The 18,015-nt window shown below is 55.9% G+C and carries 19 protein-coding genes; 16 read left to right on the forward strand and 3 right to left on the reverse strand.

The window, feature by feature from the left end; genetic code table 11:
• Nucleotides 1-47 precede the first annotated feature (47 nt).
• Complete coding sequence (locus WDB70_RS06295; protein ID WP_406667701.1) at nt 48-539, forward strand: low molecular weight protein-tyrosine-phosphatase; 492 nt, start codon at nt 48-50, stop codon at nt 537-539.
• A gap of 25 nt (nt 540-564) precedes the next feature.
• Here the strand turns inward: WDB70_RS06295 and rne are convergent, their stop codons facing one another.
• Nucleotides 565-3,420: a ribonuclease E gene (rne, locus tag WDB70_RS06300; RefSeq protein ID WP_406667703.1), complete on the reverse strand. Its 2,856-nt coding sequence runs from the start codon at nt 3,418-3,420 to the stop codon at nt 565-567.
• A gap of 419 nt (nt 3,421-3,839) precedes the next feature.
• On the opposite strand from rne, the gene rluC reads away from it, so the two are divergent.
• Together rluC and WDB70_RS06310 are read left to right on the forward strand one after the other, a co-directional pair.
• Nucleotides 3,840-4,796, forward strand: a complete 957-nt coding sequence (rluC, locus tag WDB70_RS06305; protein WP_406667705.1) for a 23S rRNA pseudouridine(955/2504/2580) synthase RluC — start codon at nt 3,840-3,842, stop codon at nt 4,794-4,796.
• Nucleotides 4,796-5,440: an HAD-IA family hydrolase gene (locus WDB70_RS06310; protein WP_406667708.1), complete on the forward strand. Its 645-nt coding sequence runs from the start codon at nt 4,796-4,798 to the stop codon at nt 5,438-5,440. Before rluC ends, WDB70_RS06310 begins: the two co-directional genes overlap by 1 nt.
• On the opposite strand, the gene WDB70_RS06315 is transcribed toward WDB70_RS06310, so the two are convergent.
• Nucleotides 5,437-6,018: a Maf family protein gene (locus WDB70_RS06315; RefSeq protein ID WP_406667710.1), complete on the reverse strand. Its 582-nt coding sequence runs from the start codon at nt 6,016-6,018 to the stop codon at nt 5,437-5,439. The two genes, WDB70_RS06310 and WDB70_RS06315, sit on opposite strands and share 4 nt — an antisense overlap.
• Before the next feature lie 151 nt (nt 6,019-6,169).
• On the opposite strand from WDB70_RS06315, the gene yceD reads away from it, so the two are divergent.
• The 13 genes from yceD to WDB70_RS06380 all read left to right on the forward strand — a co-directional run bounded on the left by yceD (nt 6,170) and on the right by WDB70_RS06380 (nt 16,423).
• Nucleotides 6,170-6,691, forward strand: a complete 522-nt coding sequence (gene yceD, locus WDB70_RS06320; protein ID WP_406667712.1) for a 23S rRNA accumulation protein YceD — start codon at nt 6,170-6,172, stop codon at nt 6,689-6,691.
• Nucleotides 6,692-6,714: 23 nt separating this feature from the next.
• Nucleotides 6,715-6,882: a 50S ribosomal protein L32 gene (gene rpmF / locus WDB70_RS06325; RefSeq protein WP_406667714.1), complete on the forward strand. Its 168-nt coding sequence runs from the start codon at nt 6,715-6,717 to the stop codon at nt 6,880-6,882.
• A 15-nt stretch (nt 6,883-6,897) separates the two neighbouring features.
• Entirely contained in the window at nt 6,898-7,920 is a 1,023-nt protein-coding gene (gene plsX / locus WDB70_RS06330; RefSeq protein ID WP_406667715.1) for a phosphate acyltransferase PlsX, read from the forward strand.
• Between the two features lie 9 nt (nt 7,921-7,929).
• Nucleotides 7,930-8,883: a beta-ketoacyl-ACP synthase III gene (locus WDB70_RS06335; protein WP_406667717.1), complete on the forward strand. Its 954-nt coding sequence runs from the start codon at nt 7,930-7,932 to the stop codon at nt 8,881-8,883.
• A gap of 11 nt (nt 8,884-8,894) precedes the next feature.
• Nucleotides 8,895-9,821, forward strand: a complete 927-nt coding sequence (gene fabD, locus WDB70_RS06340; RefSeq protein WP_406667719.1) for an ACP S-malonyltransferase — start codon at nt 8,895-8,897, stop codon at nt 9,819-9,821.
• 20 nt (nt 9,822-9,841) lie between these two features.
• Nucleotides 9,842-10,573: a 3-oxoacyl-ACP reductase FabG gene (fabG, locus tag WDB70_RS06345; protein ID WP_406668028.1), complete on the forward strand. Its 732-nt coding sequence runs from the start codon at nt 9,842-9,844 to the stop codon at nt 10,571-10,573.
• 156 nt (nt 10,574-10,729) lie between these two features.
• On the forward strand, nt 10,730-10,966 hold the full coding sequence (gene acpP, locus WDB70_RS06350) for an acyl carrier protein (RefSeq protein ID WP_406667721.1): 237 nt from the start codon (nt 10,730-10,732) through the stop codon (nt 10,964-10,966).
• A gap of 74 nt (nt 10,967-11,040) precedes the next feature.
• Complete coding sequence (fabF, locus tag WDB70_RS06355) at nt 11,041-12,279, forward strand: beta-ketoacyl-ACP synthase II (protein WP_406667723.1); 1,239 nt, start codon at nt 11,041-11,043, stop codon at nt 12,277-12,279.
• 63 nt (nt 12,280-12,342) lie between these two features.
• A complete protein-coding gene (pabC, locus tag WDB70_RS06360) occupies nt 12,343-13,098 on the forward strand; it encodes an aminodeoxychorismate lyase (RefSeq protein ID WP_406667725.1) in 756 nt (251 codons plus the stop codon).
• Complete coding sequence (gene mltG, locus WDB70_RS06365; RefSeq protein WP_406667727.1) at nt 13,092-14,075, forward strand: endolytic transglycosylase MltG; 984 nt, start codon at nt 13,092-13,094, stop codon at nt 14,073-14,075. Before pabC ends, mltG begins: the two co-directional genes overlap by 7 nt.
• Entirely contained in the window at nt 14,072-14,704 is a 633-nt protein-coding gene (gene tmk / locus WDB70_RS06370; protein ID WP_406667729.1) for a dTMP kinase, read from the forward strand. The genes mltG and tmk overlap by 4 nt, the downstream gene beginning before the upstream one ends.
• The gene (gene holB / locus WDB70_RS06375; RefSeq protein WP_406667731.1) at nt 14,701-15,648 is read left to right on the forward strand and encodes a DNA polymerase III subunit delta'; all 948 of its coding nucleotides are present in this window, start codon (nt 14,701-14,703) and stop codon (nt 15,646-15,648) included. The genes tmk and holB overlap by 4 nt, the downstream gene beginning before the upstream one ends.
• Nucleotides 15,638-16,423, forward strand: a complete 786-nt coding sequence (locus WDB70_RS06380) for a TatD family hydrolase (protein WP_406667733.1) — start codon at nt 15,638-15,640, stop codon at nt 16,421-16,423. The genes holB and WDB70_RS06380 overlap by 11 nt, the downstream gene beginning before the upstream one ends.
• A gap of 177 nt (nt 16,424-16,600) precedes the next feature.
• Here the strand turns inward: WDB70_RS06380 and rsmF are convergent, their stop codons facing one another.
• The gene (rsmF, locus tag WDB70_RS06385) at nt 16,601-18,007 is read right to left on the reverse strand and encodes a 16S rRNA (cytosine(1407)-C(5))-methyltransferase RsmF (protein WP_406667735.1); all 1,407 of its coding nucleotides are present in this window, start codon (nt 18,005-18,007) and stop codon (nt 16,601-16,603) included.
• Nucleotides 18,008-18,015: the final 8 nt, after the last annotated feature.

Below are 18,015 nucleotides of genomic sequence, written 5' to 3' on the forward strand. Positions count from 1 at the left end.
ATACCGGCGTGGTATGCTCGCCAGAGGATAGCAACGGATGTGACTGCATGGCGTTAGCAAAGGAAAGGAAACTGCTGTTTGTCTGTATGGGCAATATCTGCCGCTCGCCGACTGCGGAGGCGGTAGCCCGGCGGCGTTTTGCTGATGCCGGGCTGATGGTGACCGTGGACTCAGCCGGCACCATTGCTTTTCATGCCGGAGAGCCGCCGGATCGCCGGGCTCGCCAGGCGGGGGAGGCCAGAGGCTATGATTTTAGTGGCCAATTGGCCAGACAGGTGGCCAGTGATGACTTTGTGCACTGTGACCTGATCCTGGCCATGGACAGGCAAAACCTCAGCGATCTGATGACTCGCTGCCCGCAACGCCACCAGCATAAACTGCAACTTTTCTTGGACTATGCACCTGACGCTGAATACGAGGAAGTGCCTGATCCTTATTATGGCGGCAGTGGTGGCTTTGAGCAGGTGCTCGATCTGGTTGAAGCCGCCACTGACGGCTTGATTGCCAAACTCAATAGCAGCAATAAAAAAGGCGCCTGACGGCGCCTTTTTTGATGGCTTGCTATTACAGCTTAGCCATAGGGCTGGATGCCCGAGATACCGGGTTTGCCAAACCACCAGCGCGACCACTGTGAGTTACCGTAGCACGCTCAAAGGGCTGCGGATCACGGGTAACCGGCGGCAGTTCCAGTTCGGCCGGGCGAGTCATGGCAGCACTGGCGTGGCCTTTGACCGCTTTGCTGGCTTTCGCCTTAGCTGGGCGGCTCTGTTTGGCCTTGCTGATAACCGCTTGCTCACTCGGTTGAGCCGGTGTCGCCGGTTGTGGTGCTGTGTCTTCAGTAACCTCAGTAGTCACAGTCGTTTCAGCAGGCGTTGGGGCCGCTGCTTCGCTAGCTTCGGCTGCGGGCGCCTGCGCTTCGTTACTGGACGGCGCCGCGACGGTCGCTTTGGCTTCTTGTTGCGGTGCTTCTACTTCAGCGGTTTGTTGCTCTGGTGCGACAGCAAAGTCCTGGCTTTCGCTGGCAGATTGTTGCTGCGGATCACGCTGGCGGCGGTGGCCACGCAGGTGGCGAGGACCGCGGCGGCGCTGGCGCTGGTCATTTTGCTGCTCGTTTTGAGCGTTGTCGCTGCTGGCGACGGTTGCCGTGTTATTGGCATCCTCGGCAGGTGCATCGGTACTCTGAACGGCTGTGCTCGCCGGAGTAGGCTTGACCTCTGCTTTTGGAGCGGCTACCGGCGCATTATCGACGCTGTCAGGCGTTGTTTCAGTTACCGTGTTGATGGCCTCGACGTTACTGTCTTTGACTCGCACTGACTGTTTCAACTTGCGGCGCTCACGACGCTCTGCTGGCACATCGTCCTGCTGACGCTCTTCGTGTTTCTGCGCTTGCGGTTTTTCCGCTTTCACCTGACGGTTATCGCGCTGCTCTTCTTTGGCTTTACGGTTATCGTCGCGGCGATCTTTGTTGCGGTTATCCTTGCTGCGATTGTCGTCATTCTGACGATTGTCGCGGCGATTATCCTTGTCGCGATTTTGCTTGTTATCGGCGTTATTGTCATTACGACTACGACGTGGTTTGCGGCGATTGTCATCACCGCTCTTGCTGTCGTTATCATGACGGTTGCGCTGTTGGCGACGGGCATCAGAGCCCTTACGGTTATTCTGCTGCCGTTTGTTCTGGCTATTGCCACTTGACGACGTTTTTTCGCTGTCTTTATCGTCACTGCTTAGCAGCGAACCCAGGGCCTTAAAGAAACGGCTCACCAAGCCCGGCTGTGAGGCAGGCGCAGTAACGGCTTTGGCGGCAGTAGGAGCTGGTGCGGCGGGGGCTTTCATACCCTTAAGGGCAGGTTCGTCGCGCTTATGCTTACTGGCTACTGGCGGTGTGTAAACCGGCTGCTTATCGCCGCCTTTGTTGGCTTGTTCATAGTAGGAGTCATCGATGCTGTCATCTTCGCGGTGGCGGACAACATCAAAATGGGGAGTTTCCATACCCGGATTGGGAACAATAAACACCCGCACATCGTGACGTTGCTCGATAAAGCGGATGGCGCCACGCTTTTCGTTGAGCAGGTAGGCAGCAACACCTACCGGCACCTGAGCTTCGACCTGAGCGGTGTTGTCTTTGAGAGACTCTTCTTCAATCAAGCGCAGGATGGACAGTGCCAGCGATTCGGTAGAGCGTACATAGCCGGTGCCGGTACAACGCGGGCAGATATGATTGGAGGCATCACCCAATGACGGGCGCAGGCGCTGCCGGGACATTTCCATCAAGCCGAAACGGCTGATACGGCCCAGCTGAACCCGGGCGCGGTCAGCGCGCACAGCATCAGAAAGTCGGTTTTCCACTTCCCGCTGGTGGCGGGCTGGGGTCATGTCGATAAAGTCGATAACCACCAGACCACCGAGGTCACGCAGGCGCAACTGCCGGGCAATTTCGTCGGCGGCTTCAAGGTTGGTGTTGAGGGCAGTCTCTTCGATATCGCCGCCTTTAGTGGCGCGAGCGGAGTTGATATCGATAGCAGTCAGCGCTTCGGTGGCGTCAATGACAATAGAGCCACCGGACGGCAACCGCACTTCCCGCTGGAAGGCTGATTCGATTTGCGATTCAATCTGGTAGTAGTTGAACAGCGGGATCTCGCCTTTGTACTGCTTGACCCGGCTGAGGAAGTCCGGACGCATGGTTTCGATGTGGTTTTTGACTTCCTCGAAAACCCGGCTGTGGTCAATAACAATTTCTCCAACATCACGGCGCAGGTAATCACGGATGGCGCGAACGATGACGTTGGATTCCTGATGGATAAGGAAAGGGGCAGAGCGGTTATCAGCTGCCTGTTGAATGGCTTGCCAGTGATGCAGCAGCACATCCAGGTCCCACTTCAGCTCTTCAGCCGATTTCCCAACGCCGGCGGTGCGGACAATCAGCCCCATACCGTCAGGTACTTGCAGTGTTGACAGGGCTTCTTTGAGCTGAGTGCGCTCGTCACCTTCGATACGGCGGGAAATACCACCAGCGCGAGGGTTGTTCGGCATCAACACCAGATAGGAGCCCGCCAGGCTCAGGAAGGTGGTCAGGGCCGCGCCCTTGTTACCGCGCTCTTCTTTATCTATTTGAACAATGACTTCCTGGCCTTCTTTAACCACATCCTTGATGTTGGGGCGGCCGGATGTTTTGACGCCTTCAGCAAAGTAGCTGCGGGCAATTTCTTTCATTGGCAAAAAGCCGTGGCGCTCAGCGCCGTAATCAACAAAAGCGGCTTCAAGGCTGGGTTCGACGCGGGTAATTTTACCTTTGTAGATGTTGGCTTTTTTTTGTTCGTGGCCGGGGTGTTCGATGTCCAGATCATATAGTTTCTGGCCGTCCACCAATGCCACCCGCAACTCTTCAGCCTGGGTTGCGTTGATCAGCATTCTCTTCATAAATGACTCATTACTCTAGTAATGGTCACAGCGTTCGCACTAACTGAGTGCGCATCCTCTGGGCCTGGCCCCGTGCAGAGTCGTTGCAGCCTCACGGCTGGGTGGTAATGGGGGGCGCTGTCGGCGTTTCCACTTGTTTTTTCGTTTGAACGGTGTCTGGCAGAAATGACCGGCATCTGGCCGGTAAGACGTGTTTCTGCCAAAAAGGCATCCAGTCGTATTCAAGTCCAGTGACGCGCAACATTTGGCGCGAAGCTGTGCCTTTTTAATCAACAGGTGGCCGGTAATTGACCCGCCACCATTACGTAATTTGGTACAGTCTGACCGCAATCGGTTTCAGACTGATGCATTATTCCATTATTCGCAGAATATCGGCAAGCATACTTCGCGGAAAAACCCTGTGCTAGAATGCGCGCCCTATGAAAACAGCCAATTCCACTTCCACCTCGACGGTGCAGTACCTGGACGTTGACCCGGATGTTGCCGGCCAACGTATTGACAACTTTTTGCGTGCCCGCCTCAAAGGGGTACCCAAAAGTTTGATTTACCGTGTGCTGCGTAAAGGCGAGGTGCGTGTTAATAAAAAACGCATCAAGCCGGACTATAAACTCTGCGCCGGTGATCAGGTGCGTATTCCGCCGCTGCGCATTGCCGAAGAAAAAGCATTGCCCAATACCAACCTCAGTCAGGTGGCGATGTTGGAACAATGCATACTGTTTGAAGATGATTGCCTGATGGTGGTGAATAAGCCGGCAGGCCTGGCTGTTCACGGTGGTTCGGGCCTGTCTTTCGGGCTGATTGAAGGGCTGCGGGCATTACGCCCCGATGGCCACTTCCTGGAGCTGGTACATCGTCTCGATCGCGATACTTCAGGCTGCATTCTGATAGCAAAAAAGCGTTCGGCGCTGCGGGGGCTTCATGCGGCCCTGCGCGATAAAACCATGCAGAAGGATTACTTGTGTCTGGTGCGCGGGAACTGGCCTAGTACCAAAAAGGTGGTACGGGCGCCATTATTGAAAAACACCCTGCAATCCGGTGAGCGTATGGTCCGGGTGGATGCCGAAGGCAAAGCCTCGGAAACCCGCTTTAAAGTGGAGCAGCGTTTCGGGGAGCGGGCAACCTTACTGCGCGCGTCGCCAATTACCGGCCGCACTCACCAGATCCGGGTGCATACCTTGCATGCTGGCCATCCCATTGCGGGCGATCCTAAATACGGTGACCGTGACTTTGACGCCCGCCTTACTGGCTTGAACCGGCTAATGCTGCATGCCTGGCATTTGGCTTTTACTCACCCAAACAATGGTGAAGCGGTGTCAGTTACCGCGAAACCCGATGGTGATTTTGCACAGTTACTTCGCCAACTGGAAGCCGGGTAATGAAAACCGAGCTGGTGATTTTTGACTGGGACGGCACCCTGATGGACTCGGTCGGGCGCATTATTTCCAGCATGCAGGCCTGTGCCCGGGCGTTGGCACTACCGGTGCCGGGTGAGCAGGCGGTGCGCGACATCATTGGCTTGAGTTTGCTGCCAGCTCTGGAACAGCTCTTCCCGGGTCTGGATGAGCATGGCCAGCAACAATTACTGGCACAGTACCGTGATCAGTATATTGAGCTGGATACAACACCAACTCCCCTTTTTGAGGGCGTTGAGCCAATGCTGGCAGCGCTGCGCCAGCGGGGCACCTTACTGGCGGTGGCTACCGGCAAAGCCCGGGCGGGCCTGGAGCGGGCTTTTGAGCATACCGGCCTGGGCGATTATTTCATTACCAGCCGCACAGCCGATGATGCCCACTCCAAACCACACCCGCAGATGCTCGAGCAAATTCTGTATGAAACCGGTGTTGATGCCAAAGGCGCAGTGATGTTCGGAGATTCCGCGCTGGATATGGCCATGGCCCGCGCTGCCGGCATTCGCGCCATTGGTATCGACCTTGGTGTCCATGATGCTTCACGGCTGCAAGCAGCCGGTGCCGAACAGGTGTTGAGCCACTGGCATCACTGGCCGCAAGTGCTGACCTAAGCCAGCGGATCCATACCGGCTTTGAGTAACATGTCGGTCAGGGCTATCAGTGGTAACCCCACCAAGGTGTTAGGATCTCGCCCTTCCAGCCGCTCAAACAGGGTGATGCCCAAGCCTTCGCATTTAAAGGCACCGGCACAATGAAATGGCTGTTCCTTGTCAACGTAGCGGGCAATGCGGTCGCTGCTGAGCGTACGAAAATGCACATTAAAGGGCTCAACCAGTGACTGGTACTGGCCGCTCTCACTGTTGAGCAGTGCCAAAGAAGTATAAAACGTTACCTTTTGGCCGGATGCCCGTTGCAGTTGTGCGATAGCATTTTCTCTGTTCAATGGCTTGCCGGTGACGGCACCAGCCACCACACAGAGCTGGTCTGAGCCTATAACGAGCGCGGGCTGAGCTGTCATTCGTGCTACAGCCTGCGCTTTTTCAATGGCCAAACGCTCAACCAGGGCAACCACGTCTTCGCCGGGAAGCGGGCTTTCATCAATATCCGGGCTGAGGCTTGAAAAGGGCAGTGCCAGCTTGGCCAGCAATTGCTGGCGAAAAGGTGAACTGGAGCCAAGGATCAATTGCATAACGGTCTCAAAATGTTTTCGCTTAAGGCGCTATTTTCCCGTAAACTAGCGCGCTGTAACAGGGCGGTGACGCTACTGTTTTTCATCCAACCGCAATTTGTCGGTTGGCTTTTTTGACAGGGACTTAGGTCCCAAGTAAGATGCGCGCCTTATGCGAAAAGTTAAGCTGCCCTTAACTCTCGATCCGGTCAAAGCGGCACAACGTCATGATGATTATGACGGCGTGCTGGCGCTGGCCGAATTGACGCGTTTAACGGAATTGTCACTGACCCGGCAAGGCGAAGTGGACGTTAAGCTGCATTGTGATATTGACCCCCAGGGGCTGGTTGTTACCAAAGGTGACGCCGCCGTGGAGCTCGAGCTGGAGTGTCAGCGTTGCAATCGGCCGATGTCCATTCCTGTAAAGGTGAACTTTGCTTATACGCCGGTCTTTGCCAAGACCAATACAGAAGAGCTCCCGGAAGCTTATGAGCCTGTCGAACTCGATGAAAACGGTGAGATGGACTTACGTAAGCTGATTGAAGATGAATTGATCCTGGCGCTGCCATTGGTCGCAATGCATGCTGAAGATCAGTGTGCAGTGTCTGCATCGGATATGAGCTACGGAAACATCGAACCTGCTGGTGAGCGTCCGAATCCTTTTGCTGTTCTTGAACAGCTGAAGAAGAAGTGATCACGATTTAAGGAGACTAGTCAATGGCCGTTCAACAGAACCGCAAAACCCGCTCCAAGCGCGGCATGCGTCGTGCGCACGACGCACTGACTGCAGCGCCGCTGTCTGTGGACAAAACCTCTGGTGAAACCCACCGTCGTCACCACGTGACTGCGGACGGTTTTTACCGTGGCAAAAAGGTCATCGGTTAAGCACCGGTAGCCGTTTTGCAAGCGTTTACCATTGCGGTAGATGCCATGGGCGGGGACCTAGGCCCCGCCGTTACAGTGCCCGCCATTGCGCGGGCACTGTCGCTTTACCCTAATCTGCACATTCTTGCTTTTGTCTGTGACGATGCCCAGCCGGATCTGGCGGCACTGGCGCTGGACAAACATCCCCGTTTCACCTTGAAAAGCTGCCCATCAGTTGTTGCCATGGATGACCGGCCGGCTGCCGCACTGCGAGCCAAACGTGATTCGACCATGGCCGCGGCTATTGCTGCGGTGGCTGATGGTTCCGCCGATGCCTGCGTCAGTAGTGGTAACACCGGGGCGCTGATGGCCTTGGCCCGACATTTTTTGAAAACCCTGCCAGGGATAGACCGGCCTGCCATTATTTCTTCTTTGCCGGCAGTCGATAACCGCCGGGTCTACATGCTTGACCTGGGCGCCAATGTCGCCTGTGATTCGGAAACCCTGTATCAATTCGCGGTTATGGGCGCGGCTACTGCACAGGCCGTAGAAGGCATTGCCGAGCCGAAAGTGGCACTGCTAAATATCGGTGAAGAAGCCATTAAAGGTAATGATCAGGTACGCCATGCTGCGGAACTGATCACTGAAGCCAAAACCCTTAACTACATTGGTTACCTTGAAGGTGTTGATATCTTTACTGGCAAGGCTGATGTGATTGTTTGTGACGGTTTTGTCGGTAATGTCACGCTCAAAACCTGCGAAGGCATAGCCAACCTCTTTATTGCGCAATTGCGTCAAAGCTTTGGAAAAAGCTTGTGGGGGCGGTTACTTAGCTCACTGGTGAAACCCTTCTTCAGGGACGTGCAGGACCGGGTGAACCCCGACCAGTACAATGGCGCCAGTCTGGTAGGATTGCGCGGTATCGTCGTGAAAAGTCACGGAAATGCGGGCACAGATGCTTTTGTGAACGCCATTGCACAAGCTTTACACAGTGCCGAACAGCGGCTGCCTGAGGGCATCGAAAATGCTATCGGCTCTGTTTTACTGGACAAGTACTGAGCTTAATTCATGCACGCAAAAATTCTTGGAACAGGCAGTTATGTGCCTGAACAGGTGCGTTCCAATGCGGATCTGGAAACACTGGTTGAAACCAACGACCAGTGGATTGTTGAACGTACCGGTATTCGCGAGCGGCGTATCGCTGGTGAAAACGATACCGTTGTCACGCTGGCGACGCCGGCGGCGAAAGCAGCCCTGGCTGCCGCTGGTATTGCAGCTAGCGACCTTGATCTGATCATTTTCGCCACCACGACCGCTTCAGACTCTTTCCCGTCAGCCGCCTGCTGGCTACAGGCCGAATTAGGTGTGCCGGGTATCGGCGCCTTTGATGTGGGCGCCGCCTGCGCTGGCTTCACTTACGGTTTGTCTATTGCCGACCAGTACATCCGTAGTGGTAGTGCCAAGCACGTACTGGTGGTTGGGGCCGATATTCTGACCCGCGTCTGTGAGCCCAAGGACCGTTCCACCATCATCCTCTTTGGTGATGGCGCCGGCGCAGTGGTACTGGGCGCTAGCGAAGAAAAAGGCCTGCTCGGCACCTGCATTCACGCCGACGGCAGTTACGGTGAGCTGCTGCGTGCCGAGCTGCCGTCGCGGGTAACGCCGGATATCGACCCCTGGCTGAAGATGAAAGGCAATGAAGTCTTCAAGGTGGCAGTAACCAAACTGGCTGATGTGGTCAGTGAAATTCTTGCTGCTAATGGCCTTGATAAGTCCGAACTGGACTGGCTGGTGCCGCATCAGGCCAACCATCGCATTATCAGTGCTACCGCCAAAAAACTGGGCATGGGCCTGGATCGGGTAGTACTGAATCTGGATAAATTCGGCAACACCTCAGCGGCCTCTGTGCCCATTGCCCTGGATGAAGCGGTCCGTGATGGTCGCATTCAGCGGGGCCAGCTGTTGTTGCTGGAAGCCTTCGGTGCCGGCTTTGCCTGGGGCGCCGCTCTGGTTCGTTATTAATAGGTCACATCATGGATAAGACTGCATTTGTATTTCCTGGGCAGGGTTCCCAGAGTGTCGGCATGCTGGCCGAAATGGCCGAGGCCTTTGATGTTGTTAAGGCTACTTTTGCCGAAGCGTCAGCCGTCCTTGGTTATGACCTGTGGGCGCTGGTGCAAAACGGCCCTGAGGCCGATCTTAATGCCACTGAGCGTACCCAGCCGGCCTTGCTGACTGCGTCGGTTGCCACGTATCGCGCCTATCTGGCTGCCGGTGGGACTGCCCCGGCTATGATGGCTGGGCACAGCTTGGGCGAATACTCCGCGCTGGTTTGTGCCGGTGCGCTGGATTTTGCCGATGCCGTGGCACTGGTTGAAGCACGCGGGCAATTTATGCAGGCGGCAGTGCCGGCCGGCAGTGGCGCCATGGCGGCCATCATTGGCCTGGATGACGCTGCAGTTGTTGCAGGCTGCACGGAAGCGGCTGACGGTGATGTGGTCGAAGCGGTGAATTTTAATAGTCCTGGCCAGGTGGTTATTGCTGGTAGCAAGGCAGCCGTAGACAGGGCTTGTGAGGTTCTCAAAGGCAAAGGCGCCAAACGTGCCTTACCCTTGGCGGTATCTGTACCCAGCCACTGTGCGTTAATGAAACCTGCCGCCGAACAGCTGGCCCAGCGGCTAGCTGCTATTGCCATCAAAACGCCACAAGTGCCTGTTATCAATAATGTTGATGTCATTGCAGCAGAAAGTGCTGAGGCCATTAGTGACGCCTTGGTACGCCAGCTTTACAGCCCGGTACGCTGGACTGAAACCGTACAAGCCCTGGCTACCAGCGGTATCAGCAATGTATTTGAATGTGGTCCGGGTAAGGTACTGACCGGCCTGGCCAAACGTATTGATAAAGAACTCAGCGCTGCCGCGCTGGGCTCCAGTGACGACGTGCGCAACGCTGCGCAGTAAGGAATAACATGTCTGACTTCATGTCTTTAGATGGAAAAGTAGCCCTGGTCACCGGTGCGAGCCGTGGTATTGGCCGCGCCATTGCCGAGCGCCTGCAGGCGCAGGGGGCTGTGGTGTTTGGTACTGCCACCTCCGAAAAAGGCGCTGAGGCGATTTCATCTTACCTCGGCGAGGGCCGCGGTTTGTGTCTGAATGTCACCAGCAGCGACAGTATTGAGCAGACCCTCGCTACCGTTAAAGAGCGGGCAGGGGACTTGGACATTCTGGTCAATAACGCCGGTATCACCCGCGATAACCTGCTGATGCGGATGAAAGATGACGAGTGGGATCAGGTGATCGACACCAACCTCAAGTCTTTGTATCGGCTGTCTAAAGCTGTATTACGGCCGATGATGAAAAAGCGCTTTGGTCGCATCATTTCCGTAGGTTCGGTGGTGGGCACCATGGGTAACCAGGGGCAGACCAACTACGCCGCAGCCAAAGCCGGCCTGTTGGGTTTCACCAAGTCCCTGGCGCGGGAAGTGGCATCACGCAAGATTACCGTTAATGCGGTAGCGCCCGGCTTTATCGACACCGATATGACCCGGGAGCTGACCGAAGAGCAAAAAGCCGGCATTTTCGGCCAGGTCCCCATGGCTCGCCTGGGTGATCCGGCAGAAATTGCCAGCGCCGTTGCCTTTTTGGCATCGACAGAAGCCGGTTACATGACCGGTGAAACCCTGCACGTCAACGGCGGCATGGTTATGGCCTAAGGACGGGAACCGCAGCGAAAATGGGCAAGTTATCGGCGATTAGCCGTGGTTTGACCAGCAATGTCGCAGTTTCCCTTTCCCTTGCAAAGATTTGGGGATCGAATACACTACCCCCAACTCGCTATACACAGCGTACTGTTAAGGAAATATCTAGCTATGAGCACTATCGAAGAACGCGTTAAGAAAATCATCGTCGAGCAACTGGGCGTGAAAGAAGAGGAAGTGAAAAACGAAGCGTCTTTCGTCGATGACCTCGGCGCTGACTCTCTGGACACCGTTGAGCTGGTAATGGCGCTGGAAGAAGAGTTCGATACTGAGATCCCGGACGAAGAAGCCGAGAAGATCACTACTGTTCAAGCGGCTATCGACTACGTTACCGCGCACCAAGACTAAATCTTCCTGCAGGCGGTCATCTGACCGCCTGTATTCTCTCTACCCCTCGAACATTCCTTTCGGAGGCAAACGCCGTGACCAAGCGTCGTGTCGTTGTAACCGGTATGGGCATGTTGTCCCCGGTTGGGAACAGCGTTACCAGTGCCTGGCAAGCCCTGCTGGCCGGCAAAAGTGGTATTGATACCATCAGCTGTTTTGACACCAGTGACTTCACTACTCACTTTGCCGGTAACGTTAAAGACTTCGATGTCAGCGAATACATCAGCCCGAAAGACGCCAAGAAGATGGACTTGTTCATCCAGTACGGCGTTGTGGCTGGTATTCAGGCACTCAAAGACTCAGGCATAGAACTGGAAAATACCGATCTGACCCGCTTTGGCGTGGCCGTCGGCTCCGGTATCGGAGGCTTGGGTCTGATTGAAAAAAATCATGCCGGCTTGCTTAAAAGCGGTCCGCGCAAGATGTCGCCCTTTTTTGTACCCAGCACCATCATCAATATGGTGGCGGGGCATTTGTCGATCATGCATGGTCTGCGTGGCCCCAATATTGCCGTGACCACCGCTTGTACTACCGGTGTTCATAATATCGGCCATGGGGCGCGGATGATCGCTTATGGTGATGCCGACGTGATGCTGGCCGGCGGTGCGGAAATGGCCTGTACCCCGCTGGGGATGGGTGGTTTTGGTGCAGCGCGGGCATTGTCTACCCGTAATGATGACCCACAAGCGGCCAGCCGCCCCTGGGATCGCGACCGTGACGGTTTTGTACTCGGTGACGGGGCCGGTGTCATGGTGCTTGAAGAGTACGAACATGCGAAAGCGCGGGGCGCCCGTATTTATGCGGAGCTGACCGGCTTTGGCATGAGCGGCGATGCCTATCACATGACGTCACCGCCGGATGACGGTGCCGGTGCGGCCCTGGCCATGGCCAATGCTATTCGCGATGCCAACCTGGCTGTTGACGCCATTGGCTACGTCAATGCCCACGGCACCTCAACACCGACTGGTGACATTGCTGAAAGCAACGCGGTGAAATCGGTATTTGGTGACCATGCGTACAAGCTGATGGTCAGCTCAACCAAATCCATGACCGGCCACTTGCTGGGTGCCGCAGGCTCTGTTGAAGCCATTATCTCGGTGATGAGTTTGATGGATAACGCCGTTGCGCCGACCATCAATCTGGATAACCCGTCAGAAGGTTGCGATCTGGACTACGTACCGCACGAAGCGCGTCAGGCCAAACTTGACCATGTGTTATGTAATTCCTTCGGCTTTGGTGGTACTAACGGCTCTTTGCTGTTCAGCCGCATCTAAAGCAGGTGTAACTTGCTAAAACGCCTGATAACCTAACGGCTTATCAGGCGTTTTTTTCGTTTTATGACCACGACTCAACAGCCCCCAGGCCGCCTGCAATACGGTGACGGCCACTTCACAACACTGCGAGTGCAGGCGGGCGAGCCTTGCAACTGGCCGGCCCATCGCGCCCGTTTGCAAGAGGCCTGCGCCCGGTTGGCAATGCCCAGCCCGGATTGGCCGACGTTAGAGCAAGCCGTTGCTGAAAAAGCGCAACAGCAACAACAAGGCGGGCTGAAAGTGCTGCTATGGCGGGGCACTGCTGGCCGTGGTTACCGGCCGGCAAAGACGGCGACCCTGTGCATGCATGTAACCGCCTTTGCAGAGCCTGAGCACTACCAACAGTGGCGTCGTGCAGGCATTACCCTCGAGCCGAGCCCAATAGCGCTGGGCCATAACCCATTGCTGGCAGGGCTCAAGCACTGTAATCGCCTGGAGCAAGTACTGGCGGCAGACGCTCTTAGTGCTGATGAAGCGGCGGTATGTGACTTTCAGGGGCATCTGGTCAGCGCCGTCAGTGGCAACCTGTTTTGGGTTAAAGCGGGGCAGCTGTTCACGCCGTCCTTGCAGTGGTGCGGTGTGCATGGAACTTTGCGGGCCTGGATCCTGGCTCACGCCGATGTACAGCGGGTTAATGCGGGCATCGAAGTGCTGGATGATGCCGACGAGATCTTTATCACCAATGCCTTGTTGGGTGTGGTTTCCGTGGCGCGTTACCGTCAGCGCCAGTTCGGCGAAACGGTGATGGCCGACGAGCTAAGGAGGGCGCTGCCGTGGTGAAACGTATTATTTCCTTATTCATGCTGGCGTTACTGGGCAGCGGCGCGGTTTTATATTGGCAGTTTCATCAAGCCTTACAGCGGCCGTTAGCGGTCAATAAAGCACAGATCATTGATGTGCAAACGGGTACCAGTGGTCATGGACTGCTGGCCCAACTGCAAGACGCCGGCTGGATCAAACAGGACTGGCCGTATCGGTTACTGATGCGCCTGGACCCATCGTTAGCGAAAGTGCGGGCCGGTTGCTATGCCGTCAGTCGTACTCTGACGGTGCCACAGTTACTGGCTAACATTGCCGATGGCCGGGAGCAGCATTTCAGTGTCACCCTCATTGAGGGCGAAACGTATCCGCAGTGGCGTCAGCGCCTCAGCGAAGCGCCCTACCTTGGCCAGGCCCCGGAGGCATCGGTAGCGGCAAAAGCACTGGGGGTTGACCATATTGAAGGTATGCTGATGGCTGATACCTATCAGTACCGCTGCCATGACAATGCCATGACGGTGATGCAGCGCTCCCGCCAGGCGATGGTGCATTATCTCGATAGTCAGTGGCAGAGCCGTCAGGCTAACCTACCGTTACAAACGCCGTATCAAGCGCTTATTCTGGCCTCGATCATCGAAAAAGAAACCGCGCAACCGCAAGAACGCCCGGAAATTGCTGCGGTGTTTATCAACCGGCTGCGCCAACATATGCGCCTGCAAACCGACCCAACGGTGATTTACGGCCTTGGTGAGCACTTTGATGGCAACTTGACCAAGGCTGATCTGAAGCAGCCCACTGCCTTTAACACCTACGTGATCAAAGGGTTACCGCCAACACCGATCGCCATGCCGTCACGGGCAGCGATTGCCGCGGCACTGCACCCGGCTGATGTGCCGTATCTGTATTTTGTTGCCAAAGGTGATGGCAGCCATGTGTTTTCCCAGACCCTGCATCAGCACAATTTGGCAGTGGATCGTTATCAACGAGGTAAGAAATGACGTTAGTTTCCCCGGGTTTTGTGGTCATCGAAGGGCTTGAAGGCGCCGGTAAATCCACCGCTGTGGCGCGCGTGAAAGCTTTTTTGCAAGACCAGGGGGCCACAGTGGTGCAAACCCGGGAGCCTGGGGGAACGCCGCTGGCTGAAAAAATGCGCGAGCTGGTCAAGTCGGTGCACCAGGAGCAGCTGACTGACGAGGCGGAATTGCTGCTGATGTATGCGGCGCGAGTGCAATTGATTGCCAATGTGATCAAACCGGCCCTGGCGAAAGGCCAGTGGGTGGTGGGTGACCGCCATGACTTGTCCAGCCGGGCCTATCAGGGCGGGGGCAGGCAGTTGCCTGACCGCCTTATCGATACCATCCGCGAGGCGGTGCTGGGTGATTTTCGCCCGCGTTTAACCCTGTACCTGGACATTGATCCGGCGCTTGGCCTGGAACGCGCCAAGGCCCGGGGGGAGCTGGATCGTATTGAACAGCAACAGCTGGCGTTCTTTGAGCGTACCCGGGCTCGTTATCAGGCGATCGCCAGCAGTGAGCCGGACATTGTCACCATTGATGCCAGCCAGCCTCTGGCAGTGGTTGGCGAGGCCATTGATGCGGCACTGGCTCTGCATTTGGTGTCATCATGACGTTGCCCTGGCTACAAGAAACGCTCAACCGTTTCAGCCAATGGCAACAGCAGGGGCGCTTAGCCCATGCCTACCTGTTAACCGGCACTCAGGGCATAGGTAAAAGCCAACTGGCAACAAGCATGGCTAACCGGCTGTTATGTGCCAACGGCGTAGCCTGTGGCCAGTGCCATGCCTGTAAATTGCTGGCTGCCGGAACCCACCCGGATCGCTACCAGCTGGCCGCCGATGGTGGCCAGATCAAAGTGGATGCGGTACGCAGCTTGATGGCACCGGTATACGGTGCGTCACTGCTCGGTGGTGCCAAGGTGGTGCTGGTTGAACAGGCGCATTTACTGAATATCAACGCCGCCAATGCCTTGCTCAAATCACTGGAAGAGCCGCCACAAGGCACCTACTGGTTACTGATCAGCAGCCAGCCTGGATTGCTATTGCCGACCATTTTATCGCGCTGTCAGCAGTTGCATGTACCGGTGCCGACAATACAGCAAGCACAGCAGTGGCTGGCAGAGCAGGGTATCAATACCACGGCAGCGATGTTGCAGCGCTTTCATGGTGCACCACTGGCACTGCAGGCAGCGCTGAATGCCGGTTATGCCGACAAGGTCACCAAGTTGCAAGGCGATCTGGTTGCGCTGGAAACCCGCCATCTGATGCCGGAAACTTTCGCCGACCGCTGGCATAAGGAAGCCATTTTTTGTCTCGATGAGCTGAGCCACCGGTTGCTGGATCAGGCCCGGCTGGCAAGGGGTCTGGCTCCTCTGTATCATGAGCGCCTCGATCGTCAGGAACGCCTTAACGACGCAGCCCTAGATGCCCTCTGGCAGTCTGTGCTGGTCAGTCGCCGGCAACTGACGGAGCAAAAAGCGATTAATAGCAAATGGTTGCTGCTTGATATCGCCTGGCAACTGCTGGAAGGAAGGAGTGACAACGTTGTTGGTTGATTCTCATTGCCACCTCGATCGGCTCAAACTCAACGATGGCGACAACCTGAGTGACGCTTTGCAGCGAGCCGGGCAACGGGGTGTTGATGGTTTTTTATGTGTGTCAGTAACACTGGAAACCTTTCCGCAGATGCTGGCGCAGATCGCCGACCAGCCCCGGGTTGTCGCCAGCTGTGGTGTGCACCCGCTGAATCAGGAACAGACGCAGCAGTTGCAAGCGCTGGCGAGCCTGTCAACACACCCCAAAGTGGTTGCCATCGGTGAGACTGGTCTCGATTATTTCTACGCCCCGGAAACCAAAGCGTTGCAACAGGCGTCGTTTCGTCATCATATTCAGGTTGCTCGTGAGCGCCAGTTACCGTTGATCATTCATACCCGGGATGCCAAAGACGATACCCTCGGCATTTTACGAGAAGAGCAGGGGCAAGAGGCCGGTGGTGTATTGCACTGCTTTACCGAAGATCTCGATATGGCCAGACAGGCTATCGACCTGGGTTTTTATATTTCTATTTCCGGCATTGTGACTTTCCGTAACGCCGAGGCATTACGCGAGGTGGTGCGGGCACTGCCACTGGAGCGGCTGCTGGTAGAAACCGACAGCCCCTATCTGGCACCGGTTCCGCACCGGGGCAAGTCCAATGAACCGCAATATGTGCGTGAAGTCGCCGAGTTTATTGCCAGCCTTAAAGGGGTCAGCCTGGAAACGCTGGCAGCCGCAACAACGGCGAATTTTTTCCGCTGTTTCCCGGCTGCTAAACCGTTTTTGGCTGCGTAGAAATAAAAAAAGGCCCGAAACTATGTCCGTGTTTCGGGCTCAGGGGAATGGCTCTGTAAAGAGCCGTGCGCTATTGAAAGCAAATATCACTGGCTGTAAAACTTGCTCTAAAAATAGAATAGCGATCACATATTTTCCTTTTTCCTCATAAAAAAGGCCCCTTTACGAGGCCTTTGTTCAGGTAAATGTCAGGTTGTCTCTTACCAGTTCTCTGGGCAAACGGTTTTTTAACTTGTTCTTCAGGGCCTTCACCGCCCCCAGCGCGAAGCCATCAAGACTGACTATCTGTTCGCCAGCAGGTGGTTGCCCGTCGCGGGGAATATCCCGCCCCTGTAGGTAGGCAGCGGCCTCGGCAAGGGATAACGGCGTCTGCCGGCACTGCTCGCCAAAGGCCATGACAAAATCATGATGTACTCGCCAGTCTTTGCCGGCTGGCTCGACGACTTTTAGCCCTAACCGCTCAAAGCGCAGCTGGGCACTGAGCTCAGCGGCTCCAGCGGCAAAGTGCCAGATCACACCATCCCGTTGCCAAAGATTTAACGGCCCGGTAAAGCCCAGTTGCTGTTGCAGGTACTGCCGTATCAGGGTGGCGTCTTTGCCGCTGACAGGCTGAAACGGGAAGCGGCTTTTGCGTTTTTGTGCCACCAGGTCCGGTAGCGCCGCCCGCTTTCTCAGTGCAGCGACAAAAAAGCCTTCGCTGTCATAAATGTGTGGCCAGATATGCAAGTAGCCCTCTGATGTGGCAGCCAGCTGTGCCTCATTAAATAGCTTGTTCAGGGCAATGACCTCGGCATTGCCTTTTTCACGTTCCAGTAAATCAGCCAAAACATGCTGATTTTCTTGATGATTTAAAGTGCAGGTGGAATACACCAGCACACCGCCGACCTTCAGGGCAGTAAAGGCTGCATGCAGTAACTGGCGCTGTACCGCGCTGATTTCGTCAATATGCTGCCAGGACCAGTTTTTCAGGGCATCCGGATCTTTACGGATGGTTCCTTCACCACCACAAGGGGCATCAAGCAATATGGCGTCGAAGGTTTCTGGCACCACGTCCGCCAGCGCCTGGCCGGCAAAATGCGTTATTGCGGTGTTGGCAACACCCAGGCGCTGCAGGTTGGCTGATAATCCCTTGATCCGTGAAGCCGAGTACTCATTGGCCACCAGCAGGCCCTGATTATCCATCAAAGCGGCTAGCTGGGTGGTTTTGGAGCCCGGCGCGGCGGCCATGTCCAGCACTTGCTGAGGTTTATCTTGCAGGCAATGCCACAGCGCCTCTGCCGGCAGCATGGAGGAGGCTTCCTGGACGTAATAAAGCCCCAGCAGATGTTCCGGTTCATTACCCAGCGGCCGGGATTCATCAGGTCGTTCTGGCCAGAAGCCGCTGGCGCACCAGGGCACAGGTTGTAGTTGCCAGCCCTTTTGGGTCATCCGCTGGTAAAAATCCGCGACGCTGATTTTTAGGGTGTTGACCCGGATAGCCCGGCGCAGTGGCGTCTGGCAAATGCTGGCAAAGGCATCACGGTCCAGGTGTGCTGGCATGATGTCGTCCATGGCTGCCAGAAAGTCAGCCGGTAGTGTTGGCACGGTTTATC

Source organism: Gallaecimonas aegicerasi (assembly GCF_045291545.1).
Lineage (GTDB): Bacteria > Pseudomonadota > Gammaproteobacteria > Enterobacterales > Gallaecimonadaceae > Gallaecimonas.